At 42.1% G+C, this 19060-nt stretch carries 19 protein-coding genes; 13 read left to right on the top strand and 6 right to left on the bottom strand.

What is annotated here, in order from left to right:
* Window positions 1-24: 24 nt before the first annotated feature.
* The 6 genes from G496_RS0103425 to rsmA all read right to left on the bottom strand — a co-directional run bounded on the left by G496_RS0103425 (window position 25) and on the right by rsmA (window position 4738).
* Entirely contained in the window at window positions 25-2337 is a 2313-nt protein-coding gene (locus tag G496_RS0103425; protein WP_027178043.1) for an endonuclease MutS2, read from the bottom strand.
* A 111-nt stretch (window positions 2338-2448) separates the two neighbouring features.
* On the bottom strand, window positions 2449-2895 hold the full coding sequence (locus G496_RS0103430) for a GatB/YqeY domain-containing protein (RefSeq protein ID WP_027178044.1): 447 nt from the start codon (window positions 2893-2895) through the stop codon (window positions 2449-2451).
* A 3-nt stretch (window positions 2896-2898) separates the two neighbouring features.
* Window positions 2899-3096 (bottom strand): 30S ribosomal protein S21, encoded by a 198-nt coding sequence (rpsU, locus tag G496_RS0103435; protein ID WP_027178045.1) that lies wholly within the window; start codon window positions 3094-3096, stop codon window positions 2899-2901.
* A 156-nt stretch (window positions 3097-3252) separates the two neighbouring features.
* Window positions 3253-3429, bottom strand: coding sequence for a hypothetical protein (locus G496_RS21255; RefSeq protein WP_169725727.1), 177 nt, complete (start codon window positions 3427-3429; stop codon window positions 3253-3255).
* Between the two features lie 16 nt (window positions 3430-3445).
* Complete coding sequence (locus tag G496_RS0103445) at window positions 3446-3778, bottom strand: HU family DNA-binding protein (RefSeq protein ID WP_220095989.1); 333 nt, start codon at window positions 3776-3778, stop codon at window positions 3446-3448.
* Window positions 3779-3940: 162 nt separating this feature from the next.
* Window positions 3941-4738 (bottom strand): 16S rRNA (adenine(1518)-N(6)/adenine(1519)-N(6))-dimethyltransferase RsmA, encoded by a 798-nt coding sequence (rsmA, locus tag G496_RS0103450; RefSeq protein WP_027178047.1) that lies wholly within the window; start codon window positions 4736-4738, stop codon window positions 3941-3943.
* Between the two features lie 148 nt (window positions 4739-4886).
* On the opposite strand from rsmA, the gene G496_RS0103455 reads away from it, so the two are divergent.
* From G496_RS0103455 to G496_RS0103515, 13 genes are all read left to right on the top strand, one after another.
* A complete protein-coding gene (locus tag G496_RS0103455; protein WP_027178048.1) occupies window positions 4887-6197 on the top strand; it encodes an NCS2 family permease in 1311 nt (436 codons plus the stop codon).
* A gap of 134 nt (window positions 6198-6331) precedes the next feature.
* Window positions 6332-6769, top strand: coding sequence for a hypothetical protein (locus G496_RS0103460; RefSeq protein WP_027178049.1), 438 nt, complete (start codon window positions 6332-6334; stop codon window positions 6767-6769).
* A 192-nt stretch (window positions 6770-6961) separates the two neighbouring features.
* The gene (locus G496_RS0103465; protein WP_027178050.1) at window positions 6962-7474 is read left to right on the top strand and encodes an adenine phosphoribosyltransferase; all 513 of its coding nucleotides are present in this window, start codon (window positions 6962-6964) and stop codon (window positions 7472-7474) included.
* Between the two features lie 12 nt (window positions 7475-7486).
* Window positions 7487-8245, top strand: a complete 759-nt coding sequence (gene mtnP, locus G496_RS0103470; protein WP_027178051.1) for an S-methyl-5'-thioadenosine phosphorylase — start codon at window positions 7487-7489, stop codon at window positions 8243-8245.
* A gap of 69 nt (window positions 8246-8314) precedes the next feature.
* A complete protein-coding gene (locus G496_RS0103475) occupies window positions 8315-9634 on the top strand; it encodes an amidohydrolase (protein ID WP_027178052.1) in 1320 nt (439 codons plus the stop codon).
* 149 nt (window positions 9635-9783) lie between these two features.
* Window positions 9784-10074: a PxxKW family cysteine-rich protein gene (locus tag G496_RS0103480; protein WP_027178053.1), complete on the top strand. Its 291-nt coding sequence runs from the start codon at window positions 9784-9786 to the stop codon at window positions 10072-10074.
* A 181-nt stretch (window positions 10075-10255) separates the two neighbouring features.
* Complete coding sequence (locus G496_RS0103485) at window positions 10256-11485, top strand: M20 family metallo-hydrolase (protein ID WP_034632272.1); 1230 nt, start codon at window positions 10256-10258, stop codon at window positions 11483-11485.
* Between the two features lie 26 nt (window positions 11486-11511).
* A complete protein-coding gene (gene mnmG / locus G496_RS0103490; protein ID WP_027178055.1) occupies window positions 11512-13395 on the top strand; it encodes a tRNA uridine-5-carboxymethylaminomethyl(34) synthesis enzyme MnmG in 1884 nt (627 codons plus the stop codon).
* Window positions 13396-13560: 165 nt separating this feature from the next.
* On the top strand, window positions 13561-14589 hold the full coding sequence (locus G496_RS0103495) for a PilZ domain-containing protein (RefSeq protein ID WP_027178056.1): 1029 nt from the start codon (window positions 13561-13563) through the stop codon (window positions 14587-14589).
* Between the two features lie 136 nt (window positions 14590-14725).
* Complete coding sequence (locus G496_RS0103500) at window positions 14726-15550, top strand: hemolysin family protein (RefSeq protein ID WP_027178057.1); 825 nt, start codon at window positions 14726-14728, stop codon at window positions 15548-15550.
* Window positions 15551-15552: 2 nt separating this feature from the next.
* A complete protein-coding gene (gene lnt / locus G496_RS18720; RefSeq protein ID WP_034632276.1) occupies window positions 15553-17076 on the top strand; it encodes an apolipoprotein N-acyltransferase in 1524 nt (507 codons plus the stop codon).
* A gap of 18 nt (window positions 17077-17094) precedes the next feature.
* Window positions 17095-18214 (top strand): peptide chain release factor 2 gene (gene prfB / locus G496_RS0103510; protein ID WP_211233826.1). Its coding sequence is split into 2 segments (ribosomal slippage): window positions 17095-17169 and window positions 17171-18214, totalling 1119 coding nucleotides; the frame shifts between segments, so codons are not numbered across the junction.
* Entirely contained in the window at window positions 18204-19055 is an 852-nt protein-coding gene (locus G496_RS0103515; RefSeq protein WP_027178059.1) for a GGDEF domain-containing protein, read from the top strand. The genes prfB and G496_RS0103515 overlap by 11 nt, the downstream gene beginning before the upstream one ends.
* Window positions 19056-19060: the final 5 nt, after the last annotated feature.

Below are 19060 nucleotides of genomic sequence, written 5' to 3' on the forward strand. Positions count from 1 at the left end.
CAGATAACACAACAATAAAATTCACTAATACAGTTCGACCTGAGTCATTCCATCACCACCCTGATCTTCAGGGGCAAGGGAATAACCGGAGACTGATGAATTATCTTTGAGGAAGGAATGAACCTCACGACGCAAAGCACCAGTGCCTCTGCCGTGAATAATTTCCAGATTTGTCGCTCCCCTCAACAGAGCCTGATCAAAAAACTTTTCGAGTTCACTTATTGCAATATCAGCACGCATTCCCCGAAGGTCAACCTTTAAAGTCATATCTCCTCTGGGGGCGGACTCTTTTTTTTGCTTTATATTTAGATTACCGGGTACCGGTTTCGAATTATCGCTTTCCACAGGGCCGACCTGAGAAGCAGGAATCCACATAGCAACTCCGTCCATGTCAATTTTAACTCTGTTTCTCCGATCATCTTTTTCTAAAACAGTGCCTTTGCGATTCCAGCCAAGGTTCATCACTTCTGAACCTTCAACAACCTCTTCAAATGAAAATGGTTTAACCTGTTTTTCATTATCAGTGTTATCACTTATACTTTCACGCAGCTGGGCCATTTTCTTCAAGGCCTGTTTTCTGCCAATCCTACCGTCCTGCCACTGTTTAAGCACGGACTGAGATGCAGCTTTGACCTCATCGAGGATAGCAACCTTTTCCCGGCGAAATTTTTCTTCAAGTCTGGATCTCTTGATTTTCAATTTTTCCAGCTCAATCTTCATATTATCAAGTTCTTTCTCACGTTCAACAGCAAGACTGTTCAGCCGGTCCATAACTCCACTGGTATCGGAGCCATCAAGTAATAAATACTGTTCAGCCTTTGAAAGAATAGAGCTTGGAAGTCCATGCTCTCTGGCAACATCTATAGCAATAGAAGCGCCCACCTGATCATAAGCAAGTCTGAAAAGAGGCTTTTTGGTTGCAGGATCAAAAAGAACACTTGCAGCCCTGACATGCTCTGTCGCAAGGGCATAAGCCTTTAAAGCCGGAAAATGGGTAGCTGCAAAACATGTTGCGCCTGTTCCCAGAAGACCGTCAACTACCGCCTGAGCCAGAGCAGCACCCTGAGTTGGATCAGTTCCGGCACCGAATTCATCCATTAGAAAAAGAGTGGAAGAATCTATCTCAGGCCATATTCTGCTGAAAGATCTTATTTGTGCTGTAAATGTGCTGACATGGTCTTCAAGAGACTGCTCATCACCCATTATAGCAAAAATGGATTTATAAAGTGGTATGGTGGAATTTTTTTCAACTGAAACAGGGAGCCCGCTATACGCCATAATAGCAATCAGTCCGGCTGTTTTGAGGGTAACTGTTTTACCTCCGGCATTACCACCGCTGATAATCAGAATCCGTTGTTCCTGATTCAATTCAATATTAACAGGCTCGGCATTTTCACCGGATGCTGCCAGCAGAGGATGCCTTGCACCAACTAATTTGATAGGAGATTCCGGTTCAACATCCAGCACAACTCCATCTGTATCCTGAGCAAAGGAATTTTTGGACTGGAGGACATCAAATTCAACAAGAAAATTATATGCGGCCAGAGTTTCATCAAACTCTGAACGCAGTAATCCTGTCAGATATTTAAGGACCTTATGCTCTTCTTCTTTTTCTTTCTGCTTTAGTTCCTGAAGAGTGTTATTCAACTCAACAAGAAACATCGGCTCAAAATAGCATGTTTCCCCGGTGTTGGAATAGTCGTGTATTATACCCGGAAAACGGCCTTTAAAGTTGGATTTTAGAGGAAGAACATATCTATCGGATGAAATAGTCATAAATTCATCCTGAAGATAATGGCTCAAATCTTCGCCGTGTATAAAATCTTTAACTTTTTTGGCACATCTCTGTTGCAGCTGACGCAATGAAATTCTTAAATCATAGAGTTCAGGAGTACTCTCATCTTTTATATTGCCATCAGGATCAATACAACGCTTTAACCCGGCAAAAGTCTTTTCCGGCCAAGAGATGTCTTCAGTTAAAGCTTCCAGTTCATCCCAGCCTCTTTTGGCGGAAATAGAAAGGGCATCTCTAACAAGAGAAGCCTGTTTTAAGGTATGAACAAGAGCAAAAAGAGCATCAACGTCAAGGACGGCTCCGGCTTTTTCAAGATATGCGAAAAGACCGTCAAGCTCGGTAAATCCACCAAGCCTGAACTCCGTTTCAGCAAAAAAAGAACTGACCTGACGAAAACGCCGGGCCATACGGTTAATTTGATCGACATCCTGTAAAGGAAAAATATTCAGACAGGCTTTTTTACCTGCTGAGGAGACACTGTAGTTGGAAAGAGCTGCCAGAACTTTTGGAAATTCGAGCAGTTGAAGGGATCTTGGCTCCATGTGAATCCGAGGTAATTTTTGATGCGGTTATGGAAATGTCCCTAAAAACAAAAGCAACAATCGCCCCGGAAAATCCGGGGCGTGCTGCTTATAAGACAAATCTATATACTGTCAGGATGCGAGACGGGAACGAACAAGGCCACTTAAAGCCTTTCCATCCACCTGTCCCTTGTAAGCCTGCATAATAGCCTGCATAACTTTACCCATATCCTGCATTGAAGAAGCTCCGACATCAGCAATAGCCTTATCAACAGCTGCTCCAAGCTCTTCAGGAGTAAGTTCAGGAGGCATATAATCCTGCAACGCTTCAACTTCAACAGCCTCGGTTTCAGCCAGATCCTGCCGGCCGGCACTCGTATACTGCTCAATTGAGTCTTTGCGCTGCTTTATCTGCTTGGCTACAAGTTCAAGAACCTCGTCGTCATTCAGCTCACGGCCTACTTCGACCATCTGGTTCTTGACCGCTGTCTTGAGGTGTCTCAACACAGCTTTTTTTACGTCATCCTTGGCTTTGTAAGCCACAATATAATCTTTTTCGATCTGCTCAAGGAGAGTCATTGGTTAACCCGCCATTTTACGCATTTTTTTAACAAGCCTTTTACGAGCTGCAGCTTTTTTCTTCTTGCGCTGAACGCTTGGCTTTTCATAGTGCTGACGTTTTTTAAGTTCAGAAAGCACGCCTGCCTTCTCTACCTGCTTTTTAAAGCGGCGGAGAGCTATTTCGAAATTATCTGAATCTTCAAGATATACTCCGGGCAAGGAAATCACCTCCCTTGGACAAATCTCGCTAATAGTATAAGCGGAAACAGAATTAACTATCCATGCATTTCAGGAATGTCAACCTGTTTTATAAAAATAAAAACAGTCCGCTTTCTAGCTAGAAAACGGACTGTTCGGGCACATGCCCAGCGAAAATTAGAAACCTTTGACTTCTTTTTTTGCGTCAATCCATGATTTGATAAAGCAATAAGCTAAGCCGACGCCCAAAATTCCAATTACGGCATAAAGAATTCCGAAAAAGATAAAATGATCAGGCATCCACCAGGGTAAATCCATGGGAAGAGGACTATGAACAGTTTCACCATGCAGCATTTTGAGCCTCCTTATTTTACTTTACAGCGTCTTTAAGAAGCTTTCCGGGACGGAATTTAACAACCTTGCATGCGGGAATCTTAATTTCTTCACCGGAACGGGGATTGCGGCCAACACGTTCTTTTCTTTCATCTACCTGAAAAGTTCCAAATCCGGTAAGAGTAAGCTTACCTTCATTAACCAGAGTTTCCTCGACGGTATCAAGAAAACAGTTAAGACAGCGTTCAGCATCAGCTTTTGTAATGTTTGCTTTCTCCGCAATCTTTACAACCAGTTCAGCCTTAGTCATCAGTCCTTCCTCCTTAAAACGGGAATAAGTTATAGCGGCGCAATAAAATGCGCCTGCCATTTATAAAGCCTGCTCTTCAGGCTGTTAACTTCAATTAGTTACGACAGACGCTCCGCCTTGGCGATCTTATCTCAGGGCACCGGTACCGACAATCTTTATATTGCCTCCGGCAAAATTACCGATTCCTCAACCCTGAATGGAAACCTAAAACAAAATTTTGCCCTACAAGTCAAGAGGGAAATCATTTTTAACGCAATTATATAAACCTTGAAACTGTAGAGGAGACAAGGCTTCCGGCCGATCAGAGAGCTTCAAACCCTCAGATTCGAACCATTCTTCAATATCAGAAGAAATATATGATTTCAATATGTTACCCAGCTGTTTACGCCTTTTTTGAAAGCAGAAACGTATAAGCATCGCAAGTCCCGAAGGATTCTCAGGTTTTTTATTTTCGGGCAATGAAATAAATCTTACCACACCGGAATCTATTTTGGGTCTCGGCACGAAAACGCTCGGTGGAACTTTAAAAAGATATTTAGTTTCGCAAAAACTCTGAACCCATGCTCCAAGACCACCATACTGCCTATTACCACATGAAGCTGTCAGCCTCTGGGCAACTTCATGCTGAACCATGAAAACGCACATATCAACTCCGCTCCGGCTGACAATATCCCAGATAAGTTTAGAAGCCACATTGTAAGGAAGATTGCCAACAATCTTCCAATTGCGGTCTTTCTCCAGACTGGTCCAGTCAAACTCAAGAGCATCAGCCTGAACAACTTCAGCTTCAGGAAATTTCATTTCAAGCTCAGGGGCCAGATTGTAATCTTTTTCTAAGAGCATTAATTCACGGGGTTCTGAAAGTCTTATGAATTCCGTCAGAGCTCCCTGACCGGGCCCTATTTCAAGGACTCTGTCTTCTTTTGAGATTAACAATGAATCAACAATCTTACGGGCAATATTTTTATTCTGCAAAAAATTCTGCCCTAAACTTTTTTTTGCTCTGAACTTCTGCGACACGCAGTCCTCCCGATTTATAACTGGTTCCCTCTGATATAAGCTGTATGAGATATCAGCCCAGTCGCTGTGGATACGGTAATCCAAGAGACTTGTAAATCTTACAATGACGACTTAAAGTTTTATCTAAATACACTTTACGGGGGAAACCATGAGCAACCTTATCTCGGACTTTTTTAAATTCGAAAAATATCAGACCAGCCTGTCTCGTGAAATGATCGCAGGTATGACGACTTTTGCAACAATGGCTTATATCATAGTCGTCAATCCAAAGATTCTAGAAGCCGCAGGAATACCATTCGGCCCGAGTATGGTTGCAACAATTTTAAGTGCTTTTTTTGGAACAATGGCAATGGGTCTTTATGCAAACCGTCCTTTTGCTCTGGCCCCCTACATGGGAGAAAACGCATTCATTGCGTTCACGGTTGTCAAAGTAATGGGCTACTCATGGCAGACAGCTCTCAGTGCAATTTTTATCGGTGGACTTCTCTTTGTAATTTTTACTGCATCAGGGATCAGATCATGGCTTATAACGGCCATACCTAAAAACCTGAAAAATGCTTTTGTCATCGGTATAGGATTATTTCTGGCCTTTATCGGACTGAATACAACAGGACTGGTCACACTGGGTGTTCCGGGAGCACCGGTACATCTTGGAAATGTTTCGGACCCATCTGTTATCTTAGCCGCAATATGCTTTATAGTGACTGTCATTCTTATGATCAGAAACGTTACCGGAGCAATAATAATAGGCATCCTTATCACTTCAATTGCCGCTTTTGCGACAGGAGTATCACCTGCCCCGGATAAAATTTTCAGCCTGCCGCCGTCCATTGCCCCAATCGCTTTTAAACTCGATCTTGCAGGCGCTTTCACCTGGGGATTTATATCCGTTATCCTGACCGTATTTGTCATGGATTTTCTGGATACCATGGGAACAGTATATGCAGTATCATACCGTGCAGGACTTTTAGATGAAAATGGAGACCTGCCACAAATAGAAAGACCACTTATGGTTGATGCCGTGACTACGGTTCTGGCTTCACTTTTAGGCACAACTACAACAGGGGTTTTCGTTGAATCTGCTACAGGGATTGAGGCCGGAGGAAGAACTGGAATGACTGCGGTGACAACAGCTGTTCTTTTTCTTGCAGCGTTGTTTCTTTCACCATTCTTTATTTCAATACCGGCCTGTGCATACGGCCCAAGTCTTATCGTTGTCGGAATGCTGATGATAGCACCATGCACCGATCTTGAAGTAAAAGATATGAGCGAACTTGTTCCGGCTTTTCTGGTCATTATCCTGATGAGTTTTACCTACAATCTTGGCATAGGTATGGTTGCCGGATTTATTGCTTACCCGATAATGAAAGCAACTACTGGAAGACTCAAAGAAGTCTCTATAGGAATGTGGGTTCTTGGACTTTTATCAGCTCTTTATATTGTCGCCTGCCCTCATTAATTAGAATTTAAGAAATTTATTCCAGATAAAAAACAGCCGTTTAATATTAAGTTTTTTAAACAACGGCCGATTTTTATATTTAAATATTCAGTTAATCTTAAATAACATTAAGTTAAATAAAAGAGGCATAGGCAATGAAAATCGGCAATACCCTTTCATCCGGCTCAGGCATAGGAACCATGCTTGTCGGCGGCAAAGACGAAGCCACTGACAAGCAATCCATGACTATCAAAAGCAAAGATACCGTTTCGATATCTGAGGAAGCCAAAAGTCTCTCCAAGGCTCTGGATGGAACCGGGGCTCTTGGTCAGGACAACGACTCATCCGATAATAAAGAAGCGCTGATTAAAAATCTTGAAAAACAGATTAAACAACTTCAGAAAGAAATTGAAAATATAAAACAGCAGAACCTGCCTGAAGAAGAAAAACAAAAACAAATTCAGTTAAAACAGCAGGAACTGAGCCAGATGCAGAGTGAACTTGCCGAAATACGTGAACAAATGTCTCAATCTTCAGGATCAGACATCATGGGGGGAACTTCGGCAAACGGATTCGCTAATTCGCTGACCTGATTAACAGTCTCAGCTCCTGATTAAATTAATGTGAACTGCCCACGGTGAAAACACCGTGGGCAGTTCTTTTTTCTTCTCCATAATGGCTGAATAAACCAGCTCTATACTGCCAAACCTCAAGGGTCACAGCTTTGACAAGTTCAATTAAACAAATTAATCACCTAAACAATATCAAAATTTGGAGGATTCAAGATGAATTTAAGAGAACATATCCGCGATATACCTGACTTTCCCAAAGAAGGAATTGTCTACTTTGACATAACCCCCCTTCTTGGTGACGCGGATGCTTTTAAATATACTATAGATCAAATGGCTGAAAAATTCAGTTCGTTCAATCCAGACAAAATAGCAGCTGCTGAGGCTCGCGGATTTATTTTCGGTGCTCCACTCGCATACAAAATGGGCATCGGATTTGTACCCATAAGAAAACCCGGCAAACTGCCCTATGAAACAATCTCTGTTGATTATGATCTTGAATATGGAACTGACACCCTTTGCATGCATGTCGATGCGATTAAGGAAGGAGAACGTGTTCTTCTGATTGATGATGTTCTGGCTACAGGCGGAACAGCACAGGGTATGGTCAGCCTTATTGAAAAAGCCGGTGGCAAACTTGCAGGAATCGGATTCCTTGTTGAACTCAACTTCCTTGAAGGACAAAAGAAACTCAACGGCGTATCACATAAGACACTGGTTGAAATATAAGCGGAGACAATCATGGCTGTAGTAGGCATTATCGGTGGAAGCGGACTGGATAATCCTGATATACTCAAAGATTCCAAAGACCGTATCTGTGAAAACAAATGGGGTTCTCCAAGCTCTCCTGTAAAATCAGGTACAATTGCCGGGCAGAAAGTCCACATAATAGGAAGGCATGGCAGAGAGCACACCATTCCACCTACTTTTGTTAACAACAGAGCCAATATTCAAGCTCTTAAAGACCTTGGATGTGATTGCATACTGGCAACAACTGCGGTTGGTTCACTTCGTGAAGAAATAAATCGGGGCCATCTTGTAATAATGGACCAGTTTATTGACTTCACAAGACATCGTCCAATTACATTCCATGAAAGCTTTGCTCCGGGAGCACCGGTTCATACACCAATGGCTGAACCATTTGCTGCGGATTTAAGAAAAACGCTCATTCAGTCATGTCTGAAAAACAATATCACCAAACATGACAGCGGTACTGTCATTACAATTGAGGGTCCAAGATTTTCCACAAGAGCTGAATCAATGATGTTCCGTTCATGGGGGGCAGACATTATCAACATGAGCACAGCCCCTGAGGTCATTCTGGCGAACGAAGCAGGAATCCCTTATGCAGCGGTGGCAATGTCTACGGACTATGATTGCTGGAAAACAGACGAAGCCCCTGTCACCTGGGAAGATATCCTTACTATCTTCAATAAAAATGCAGAAAATGTCACATCTGTACTTATTGAGGCCATCGCTAAGATTGGCAATAAAAACTAAGTCATGATGTTTTAAAAGACACAGCCGGAAACTTTGATTTCCGGCTGTAATTTTAAGGGGAATCAAATAGTGACTAAAGACTGCGATTTTCTGATATACGCCGAATTCATAGTTACAGCTAATAATAATGACGAACAGATAAGAAACGGATGTATCGCCGTAAAAGACAATACTATCGTTTATGCAGGAAAAGCTGAAAAAATTGAAAATATCTGGAAAGCAAAAAAAGATATAAAACTTGGTAACGCAATACTCCTGCCGGGACTTTTTAATTCTCATACTCACGTCCCTATGACACTCCTCAGGGGAGTAGCAGATGACCTTCCGCTGATGGACTGGCTAGTAAATCATATTTTTCCTGTAGAGGCTCAACTGACAACAGAGCTTATCACCCTTGGTTCCATGATTGGATGCGCTGAAATGATCGCCAGTGGAACCGTCGGCTTTTTAGATGGCTATATGTACGAAGACAGGGTTGGAAAAGTTGCCGAACAGGCAGGGATCAAATGTGTTCTCGGCGAAGGCTTTTTTGAATTTCCTTCTCCTTTTTTTAAAACTCCGCAGGAAGCATGGGAAACAATTCGCTCCCAGCATGAAATGTTTAAAGAATCTGATCTGGTTCAGACATCTGTTGCTCCACATTCAGTCTACACAACAACACCTGAGCAGCTTGAAGAAAGCTTTGAACTGGCTTCAGAACTCGGGATACTGTGGCAGACCCATTGTGCCGAATCCGAGTCCGAAACAGCAATGACCTTAGAGAAATACAAAGTCAGACCTATTGAGCTGCTCAAACGACACGGCTTGCTCAGTCCTAGAACAAGGCTGCACCATTGCGTTGAAACTACGGATGAAGAAATTGATATTTTAGCAGAATCAGGTACTAGAATTTCCCATAACCCACAGAGCAATCTAAAATTAGGCTCCGGTATATGCCCACTTAAAAAACATCTAGATGCAGGAACAGGTGTCGGGATAGGCACGGATGGAGCTGCCAGCAATAATGATCTTGATATGTTTGAAGAGCTGCGTACGGCTGCGCTCCTCCAAAAGGGCTATTTAAAAGACCCTACAGCCATCCCCGCTTCAACGGCTCTGTCGCTTGCGACATCAGGGAGTGCCGAGAATCTTGGTTTTAATGACAGTGGAAAAATTGAAGCAGGTATGAAAGCTGACATTATAGCTGTAGACGCCAAGAGACCACACATGATGCCTATTTTTAACCCAATGTCTCACCTTGTATACTCAGCAAAGGGAACAGATGTCATTTTCAGCATGTGCAACGGGAAAATTCTCTATGAACACGGGCAACATACAACACTTGATATGGATATTATAAGCAGGGAAGCTATTAAAGCTACCAAGTGGGTAGAAAAACACTTGCCCTGAATCCAATTGACAGGCATTATTTTGCACCTTGCTGACATTTTTCTTGACAAAACATACCAAGACTGCATAGGGAAATGTGCTTTTCGGTAATAATATGAGATTAAAAACGCTTTGAATGAAAAAGCGATCTGCCAAAGAGGAGGCGTTACATGTCCAAGACTAAAACCAAAATTACTGTGCTCGAAGGAGCTGAAATGACCGCTGACGGTCTTTCTTACAATGGAGCTATTCTCAGCCCTGTAGTTGAGAAGTGTGAAGGATGCGAACGCGCAGTACCCTTCGAAGACCAGAAATTCTGCCCCAGCTATGCACAGCCCGCTACCAAGTGGAAACACGGTGTATGCAACTTTGCAACACACGTTCGTGCTACAGTTGACAAGGAAGGAAAGGTAAAGGTCAACCCGCTGAAAGCTTCCAAGCGTGCAGCACGTGGACGTTAGTATCTTTTTTTCTCGCAAAAGCAGCCCCGGCTGTTTTTAAATGCGATTTTTCTAAAACAAAGAGCCGGAATATTCCGGCTCTTTGTTTTAGAAACCACACTGTGAAAATTCAGATATCTATCATTAATATTTTGAAATATTTCATAAACATCAAAAAAATGACCAAGTCCGGAGTCGAGATATGTCTGCCGAAACTGTTCTTAATCATATAGCAGATCTTGAAGATGCTGCTCTTGAACTACATACAAGTCTTGTGGCTATTCCAGCCATCGGCCCGGCAAATGGCGGCGATGGGGAAAAAGAAAAAGCAGACTTTCTGACTGAATATTTAAAAAGACACGGATTTGAAAATTTAAAATTTTTCAGTGTCCCTGATGATAGGGTAACATGTGGATATCGCCCGAATATCGCCGCAATTATTCCCGGAAAGGACACGTCTAAAACACTGTGGATAATTTCACACATGGACGTTGTTCCGGAAGGTGACCGTTCATTGTGGCACACCGATCCGTTCAAACTAGAACGTAAAAAAGATAAAATTTTCGGACGCGGTGTAGAAGACAATCATCAGGGTATGGTCAGCTCGATCATTGCCGGAAGAGCCTTTCTTGAAACAGAAACTGTTCCTGATGTAAATCTGGGCATATTAATTGTCTCCGATGAAGAAACAGGAAGCAAATATGGTCTTGCCAATATTGCGACCGAACATGCAGATATTTTTTCAAAGGACGATTTGATCCTTATCCCTGACTTTGGAACTGAAAATTCGAAACTTATCGAAGTTGCTGAAAAAAGTTCCCTCTGGCTTAAGGTGACTGTTGAAGGAAAACAGTGCCATGCTTCCAACCCTGAAGAAGGCATAAACTCACTCGTTGCAGCTTCTGCAATGATCGTGGAAATTCCTGAACTTCAATACTATTTTGATGATGAAGATGACCTTTTTTCACCACCTCATTCCACTTTTGTTCCAACCAAAAAAGAAGCAAATGTTTCAAGTGTGAACATTCTTCCCGGTAAAGACATTTTTTATGTAGACTGCCGCATTTTACCAAACTACAAGCTCAATCAGGTTATAGATAGAGTGATGAGTATGGGAGACTATGTTGGCGAAGAATACGGTGTAAATGTAACCGTTGAAGTTGAATCAAAAACTCAGGCCCCTGCTCCAACACCTACTGATGCGGAAATAATAACTAAGCTTAAAAAAGCCATCAAAGTTGTTTATGACGTTGACGCAGTTCCTGGTGGAATAGGCGGTAATACCGTAGCAGCATTTCTTAGAGATAAAGGTTTTAACTGCGCTGTATGGGCAACAATACTTAATCAGGCCCATCAGCCAAATGAAACAGGCTCCATATCCTGCACTCTTGACGATGCCAGAGTTATGAGCCTGCTCGCTTTGAACGACTAGTCTTATAGACAAAGACAATTACAAAAATGATAAGAAAACAGCCACCACCGGAAATATTCGACCTAATAGTTGTAGGAGCTGGACATGCAGGATGTGAAGCAGCAATGGCAGCTTCCAATCTTGGACTCAAAACACTCCTAATTACCATCAATATAGACCGTATAGGACACCTTTCCTGCAATCCAGCCATAGGCGGGCTTGCTAAAGGCCACATGGTCAAAGAAATTGATGCACTCGGTGGCTGCATAGGACGCTGGGCGGATGAAGCAGGAATTCAATTCAGAATTCTAAACACCAGAAAAGGACCTGCGGTAAGATCTACCAGAGCACAGATAGACAGAACCCAGTATATGAAGGTTGTTCAGAGAGATATTTTTGCTCAGGATAATCTATGGGTCCGTCAGGGAATGGCTGATTCGCTGATACTTGAAGATGGTAAAGTTACTGGAATTGTATCAGAAATCGGTGAAAAATTTAATTCACGCTCTGTTCTTCTTACTACCGGAACATTTCTTCAAGGCCTTATCCATATTGGTCTGGAACATTTTCATGCCGGACGTATGGGTGATCCCGCATCAGTCGGCATGTCCGCGAGCCTCAAAAAAGCAGGAATAGAGCTTGGAAGGCTTAAGACAGGCACTACACCCCGCCTTTTAAAAGATTCTGTGGACTTTGATAAACTAGAAGAACAGCCCGGAGACAATCCGCCGGTACCGTTCAGCTTCAGGACCAATAAAATCAGCATGCCGCAGGTTTCCTGCCATCTGACTTATACAAACGAAAAAGCTCATGAAGCTATCAGGTCCGGCTTTGAACGCTCTCCAATGTTCACTGGGATAATTAAAGGAACCGGAGCAAGATACTGCCCTTCAATTGAAGACAAGGTTGCACGCTTCCCGGAAAAAGATCGGCATCAGATTTTTATAGAACCGGAAGGACTTAACAGCCCTGAAGTCTATCCTAGTGGAATTCCTACCAGTCTGCCTCTCGATATCCAGAAAAAAATGGTTCATGCCATTACAGGACTGGAAAAAGCCCAGATAGTCAGACCGGGATATGCGATTGAATACGATTATGTTCCCCCGACCCAGCTTCTGCCGACCCTTGAAACAAAAGCTGTTTCAGGGCTTTATATGGCTGGCCAGATAAACGGAACCTCAGGTTATGAAGAGGCCGCCGCTCAGGGAATCTGGGCAGCGTTGAATGCATTCTGCTCCATTACAGGGAAAGATCCCTTTCTACTTTCACGAGATCAGGCCTACATCGCTGTTCTGGTTGATGATCTTGTTACTAAAGGAACTCTTGAACCGTATCGCATGTTTACTTCCAGAGCTGAATACAGGCTGTTGCTTCGTGAAGGCAATGCTGATTTGAGGCTGACAGAAATAGGCCGTGATTTGGGACTGGTAAAAGAGGAGCATTGGAACCTTTTCAAGCATAAAAAAGAAATGCTCGATACTATCGTAGCCAGTCTGAACAACATCAGCATTAAACCGGATACTCCGACCAGAGAAGCTATCAGGGAACTCGGTGGAACTCCTCCCGGAAAATCAGTTCCACTCGCATCAATTCTGCGCCAGCCGGAACTTGATATTCATGACATGAAAAAATTCTGGCCTGAGATTGAAAATTTCCCCGAAACAGTTTTATCGGAAGCTGAAACTCAGGTTAAATATGAAGGATATCTGGTCCGTCAGCAGGAAATGGTAGAAAAATTCCACCGCCTTGAATCAGTATCAATACCGGAAAATATTGTTTACAAAGAAGTATCAGGTCTAACTGCTGAAGCCGTTGAAAAACTTGAAAAAGTCAGACCGATGACTCTCGGACAGGCAAGCCGAATATCCGGCATAACTCCAGCTGCTGTTGCCGGCATAGAAATACATATGAAAAAGATGGGAGTGCTATAAGTTCTCTCATCTTAAACAGCTGACTTTATTAATCCAGCAAAGTAAACTTAACCAAAGTATGAGGAATTTTTAAATTGAAATTTAGGCAGACAGTATAGTAGCATACTGATAATTTCTTTTTTAGCTGCAAGCTTTTCCGGTAACATCAACCAGCGGATTTAAAAAGTGGATCAGGAATACGCCTATCAAGTTCTGGAAAGTTTCTCACGAAATGGACTGCCTCCGCATATATGGTATCTTCTTTTTGGAATCTTATTTGTTGTAGCCGTCCTGACAATAATAATCCTTTGGTTCAACAACAAAGAATTACGTAAAAAAGTAAAACAATTTCCTCCCAGCTGGATTACTGACCAGACTGAAATTCGCCAGATTCTGGATACGGCACTTTTAAGCCGCTCAAAAATAGATATAAGTTTCCATTCTGCATCAGAAAAGCGTAAAACAATTCCGTGTTCAATTCTTGAAAGTGATCCTGAACTAAAGCTGGAGTTGCCTGTTTCAGGAAAACAATCTGAAATAATGCTTGAAAAAAATGTTGATATTTTTTTTAGCATTCCCACAAGGCATAAGGGACAATATATTTTTTATAAATTTACCTCTCAGGTAATTGCTTGTGATAATACCGGCTCCCATATTTCCCAGTGTGTAATAAATACCCCGGACCATCTTGAACAGACTCAGCATAGAGAATACCTGCGAATCTCCCCTCCTTCCAGATTATATGACTATGTAAATATCCTTCCCGAAATGAATCCATTCACAAAAGAATGTATTGAGTATGTTACAACAAATGGTGAAATTGCCCCAGAAGACATCTTCGGTGAAGATTCGCAAATTATTTTAGGAGATATTTCAGGAGGAGGATTATCTCTTGAAATCACTAAATTTGAATCTTCAAAAGCCAAAGATTTTAATTTTGCCAGAGGAAAAAATTTTCTAATCCTGCTCGGATTGGTTGATACGGGGTCAAAAGGTATTTTGAGATATCTGTTTTTGTGCAAAATACGCAGATTCTATCTTGATCATGTTCAAAATAAAGCTCAAATCGGCTTATCTTTTGAGAACTTATTTTCAGGATTTGATGAAGAAACAGGAAACCCTAAATGGCTGAATCTTGAAGGTCAGGGATGTAAACAAATTGATGACTGGGCATATAATGTCTATCTTGAATTATACCGGGAAGGTCTGGATTAGATAAATATTACTCTTCCTGTTGACAGTTACCAAGATTGATCTTTATTTAAATATTAAAACCAACTGGAGTATCATTTTATTTTTATAATATACTCCGAAATCCGCAAATTAAACCTAAATAGTGAGGAATACTCTCTTGGACGAAGGCTCTGAGGGGCGATTATGGCCCAAATTTCTTAATATATTCAAAAAACATGATCCACGTCTCGAAGAACATATTCTCGAGGCAAGTGAAGATGGTGAAATCAGAAGCGAGGTTGTTTCCATCCTTTTGAATGTTCTTGAACTAAAGGACACTGAAGCACAGGAAATAATGGTTCCGCGAACTGATATAATAGGTGCTGAATATGAAGGTGGTATAAAAGAAGTAGCCCGCCAGATTATTACACACAGCCATTCCAGAATCCCTGTTTACAGGGACACCAAAGACAATATTCTCGGAATTGTTCACGCTAAGGACATAATCAGGCATCTTCTTGAAGATGAAACTGATTACGACCTCTCTGAATTGATGCGCGTTCCTTTTTTTGTTCCCGAGAACACCAAAGTCAAAAAACTTCTGACCGAATTTCAGTCTGGAAGAATACACATGGCTATTGTTCAGGACGAATATGGTGGAACATCCGGGCTTATAACGCTTGAAGATGTTCTTGAAGAAATTGTCGGTGATATTGAAGATGAATATGATGCGGAACGTCCCGATGAGATTCAGGAACTTGAAAATGGTAACCTGATAGTTTCAGGCCGGGTTCCTCTCTACGATATTTCAGAACGGCTTGATCTGCAGCTCGATTCCGAACATGTCGAAACAATAGGTGGCTATCTTTCACAATTAGCTGGAAGAATTCCCGCAAAAGGTGAATTCATTACCCTGTCTGGTTTCAAATTCACAATTCATGACGGGGATAATAAACAAGTCAGCTCAATTCTGATAGAACCGATAAATAAACTTCCCGAGTAAGAATGCTCCTTCCAATAATCATAACAGTTTTAAGTGCAGGTTTAGGGTACGCAAACCCTATCCTGCATTTTCCCATAGCTGTACTGCTTTTCCCTATAGTTTTAAGTTATCTCGGCATGAGAGCCGAGACTCCCGGCAGAGCCTTTAAACATGGTTGGATCTGCGGTAGCTTTGCATGCCTTGTCTGCATGTACTGGATAGCTGTTCCCATAGGTCTCTACGGGGGCATATCATGGCTGATAGCCTTCCCCTGCCCTGTACTTGTTTCAATGTTTGTAGGACTTTATTACGGCTTATTCTCATGGGCTATGTATCTGGCCTGTAGAAAAATGTCTCCCCTTCTCCTCTGCATTTTCAGCGGAATTTTCTGGGCGGCAATGGAAACAGCTCAGGGAGTTCTTTTTACAGGCTTCCCGTGGATGAATCTTTCCTCAGCTTTTTCATTCTGGCCGGAGACAATACAGGGTGCAGCATATATAGGGGCTTACGGGCTTTCCGGAGTTATGGTTATTTTAAGCACAAGCCTGCTGTTTATAAAAAGTTCCAAATCATCTGTCGCAATTTTTTTAATATGTCTGGCAGCGTTATCATCAGCTAGCTACCAACGCATATTTTCTTCCACGGCTAAAAACAGAGTGCAAAATGCAACTGAAGCTGTAGTAGGAGTTGTACAGGGTAACATTGATCAAAGTAAAAAATGGGATGAATCTTATCAGGAAGGAACTCTTGAAAAGTACATCAGATTATCTGAAAAAATTCAGAATAAAGTCGATGTTATTATCTGGCCTGAAACAGCAATGCCATTTTTTATTCAGGACCCCGGTAAATTGAGGTTCAAACTTTTTCAGTTTGCCAGAAAAATAAAAACACCTATTCTGACAGGCGCTCCGGGGTACATCATGCACCCTGACCAGAGAAACTACTCCCTGTATAACAGGGCTTATTTTATTGATACCAGACACCAAATTGTTGACTGGTATGATAAACACCACCTTGTTCCCTTTGGAGAATACGTTCCTTTAAAAGATTACCTTCCCATCGGTAAACTTGTAGAGGGAGCCGGTGATTTTATACCAGGTAATGAATGTGCCCCGATACTGACAGATCGTCTTGCTATGGGTATACTGATCTGTTACGAAGGTATCTTTCCTGAACTTGCCTGGAAAAGAGTTGAAAAAGGAGCAAACCTGCTCGTAAATATCAGTAATGATGCATGGTATGGTAAAACATCAGCACCATATCAACATCTTAGTCTGGTAGTTTTAAGAGCTGTAGAACAGGGGCGCACCCTTATCCGCGGAACAAATACAGGAATTTCATGTACCATTGATCCTCAAGGCATAATTAAAAATGCTTCTGAATTATTTGTAGAGGATCAATTTTCAGCCAAAGTAAAACTGTTCAATGAAAAAACATTTTATAATTTTCATTATGAATTCATAACATTATTCCCGCCTGTGGTGACTGTAATAATCATGATCTGGCTCATTGCAGTTTCCAGAAAGAAACGGGATAAAACATCATAACCGCAAATATAGAAAAATATGCTTCAGTATTCAGAACTAAAACACAACGCATTGGAACTTTTCACTAAATACGAAACTCTCTGGGGGCGTCTTTGACCATGAACAAAGCAGTGAACGCCTTCAGGAAATTGAACACGATCTAAGTAAACCCGGGGCATGGGATAAACCTGATGAACTGACCCCGGTACTTAAAGAAAAAAGTGAACTCACTGAAAAAATAGATTCATTTACAAAGCTGCAAGCAGCCAGAAATGACACTAAAGAATGGCTTACTCTGGCTGAAGAAGATCAGGAAGAAGAAATCCTACAGGCTTTCTCAGAAAATATAGATAAGTTACAAAAACTGATTAATCAGACAGAACTTGCTGCTCTGCTGTCTGGACCAGAAGATAAAAGTACTGCTATTTTTGAAATTCATCCAGGAGCTGGTGGCGTTGAAGCACAGGACTGGGCGGAGATGCTCCTTAGAATGTATCTGCGCTGGTGTGAAAAACGAAACTGGAAAACATCCTATCTAGACCTCCAACCTGGTGACGAAGCTGGAATAAAAAGTGTAACTGTTCAGGTCGAGGGACTTTATGCCTACGGTTTCCTCAAAAGTGAGTCAGGAATCCACCGTCTGATCAGAATTTCACCTTTTGATGCCTCTGGGCGCAGACATACTTCCTTTGCGTCAGTAGATGTGTATCCTGAAATAAGTCAGGACATTGAAATCGATGTCAAAGATGAAGATCTCAGAATAGATGTTTTCAGAGCAAGCGGTCCCGGCGGACAGCATGTTAACAAAACTAATTCAGCCGTCAGGATCACACATCTTCCGACAAAAACCGTAGTCCAGTGCCAGAACGAAAAGTCTCAGATTAAAAATAAAGAGACTGCGATGAAAGTTCTTAAATCCAGACTATATGAACTGGAGCTGAGAAAAATAGAAGAAAGCAAGCGTGCGGAATATTCTTCAAAAGACTCAATAGGTTGGGGCAGCCAGATCAGAACTTACACTATGCAACCATACAGGCTGGTAAAAGATCACCGTTGCGGAGCTGAAGACGGCAATGTCGAGGCTGTTCTTGATGGTGATCTGGACAACATAGTCCGCAGCTACATGCTTCATGCCTACGGTGGAGAGAATGAACGCTGAATACATAGCGGAAAATGAATCTTGTCTGCTGGAAGAAATGCTTTCCATCAGAGATCTATTCTGTACTTCAGATCAAATCGTCAACGGAATGGTCCAGCAAAAAGCTATGGGCATTCTCAGACTTTGCCCGGGAATGACTCTTGAGGCATGGGAAATTCTGGCCCAGCAGCATGGGCTTAATGACTGGATAACAGTACCAGTTGATGAAGACGCTCTTCCGCATCTCAGACATGTTCAATCTGTTCTGGCAAAGCTTTCTTACGAAACCGAACATGACCCATTGACCGGGCTTTCGAACAGGCGTGTTTTCGAAAGAATTCTTGATCAGGAAATAGAACGTTCTCAGCGAGGCAAGACATCAGTCAGTCTGGCGATTCTTGATCTTGATAATTTTAAAGCTGTAAATGACACCTACGGTCACCTTAAAGGTGATGAAGTACTGATAGATCTTGCTGATTTGATTTCACGAAACTCAAGACGCTATGACCTTGTTTCCAGAATTGGCGGCGAAGAGTTTGCGGTTATTATATCAGGAGTTGGAATTTTTAAAGCTGAACAAATGCTCGACAGGCTTCTTGCACAAATTAGAGAACTGGAATTTTCAACTCCGGACGGTACAGAAAAATTTGGAATCAGCTGCTCTGCCGGAGTAACATCTTATAAAGGTCTGGTTGAGATAAAACCGCATGAACTGATAGATGAAGCCGACAAGGCTCTTTATGAAGCTAAAAATGCAGGTAAAGACTGTGTAATGACTGCAGATCCTGTTGATCTTCAGGCGGTTACAAAACAAACGCTGGTTCATGCCAACGAGAAAAAATTCCTTTTTACGGGGAAATAGGATGG

It is taken from the genome of Maridesulfovibrio bastinii DSM 16055 (genome assembly GCF_000429985.1).
In the GTDB taxonomy this organism is placed as follows: Bacteria; Desulfobacterota; Desulfovibrionia; order Desulfovibrionales; family Desulfovibrionaceae; genus Maridesulfovibrio; species Maridesulfovibrio bastinii.

Bases quoted from the DNA above. Each gene is read 5' to 3' on its own strand.
- mnmG (WP_027178055.1), top strand. From the start codon at position 11,512: ATGATAAGAAAACAGCCACCACCGGAAATATTCGACCTAATAGTTGTA.
- G496_RS0103480 (WP_027178053.1), top strand. From the start codon at position 9,784: ATGTCCAAGACTAAAACCAAAATTACTGTGCTCGAAGGAGCTGAAATG.
- mtnP (WP_027178051.1), top strand. From the start codon at position 7,487: ATGGCTGTAGTAGGCATTATCGGTGGAAGCGGACTGGATAATCCTGAT.
- G496_RS0103460 (WP_027178049.1), top strand. From the start codon at position 6,332: ATGAAAATCGGCAATACCCTTTCATCCGGCTCAGGCATAGGAACCATG.
- G496_RS0103465 (WP_027178050.1), top strand. From the start codon at position 6,962: ATGAATTTAAGAGAACATATCCGCGATATACCTGACTTTCCCAAAGAA.
- G496_RS0103455 (WP_027178048.1), top strand. From the start codon at position 4,887: ATGAGCAACCTTATCTCGGACTTTTTTAAATTCGAAAAATATCAGACC.
- G496_RS21255 (WP_169725727.1), bottom strand. From the start codon at position 3,429: ATGCTGCATGGTGAAACTGTTCATAGTCCTCTTCCCATGGATTTACCC.
- G496_RS0103445 (WP_220095989.1), bottom strand. From the start codon at position 3,778: ATGGCAGGCGCATTTTATTGCGCCGCTATAACTTATTCCCGTTTTAAG.
- G496_RS0103485 (WP_034632272.1), top strand. From the start codon at position 10,256: ATGTCTGCCGAAACTGTTCTTAATCATATAGCAGATCTTGAAGATGCT.
- G496_RS0103430 (WP_027178044.1), bottom strand. From the start codon at position 2,895: ATGACTCTCCTTGAGCAGATCGAAAAAGATTATATTGTGGCTTACAAA.
- lnt (WP_034632276.1), top strand. From the start codon at position 15,553: ATGCTCCTTCCAATAATCATAACAGTTTTAAGTGCAGGTTTAGGGTAC.
- G496_RS0103515 (WP_027178059.1), top strand. From the start codon at position 18,204: ATGAACGCTGAATACATAGCGGAAAATGAATCTTGTCTGCTGGAAGAA.
- G496_RS0103425 (WP_027178043.1), bottom strand. From the start codon at position 2,337: ATGGAGCCAAGATCCCTTCAACTGCTCGAATTTCCAAAAGTTCTGGCA.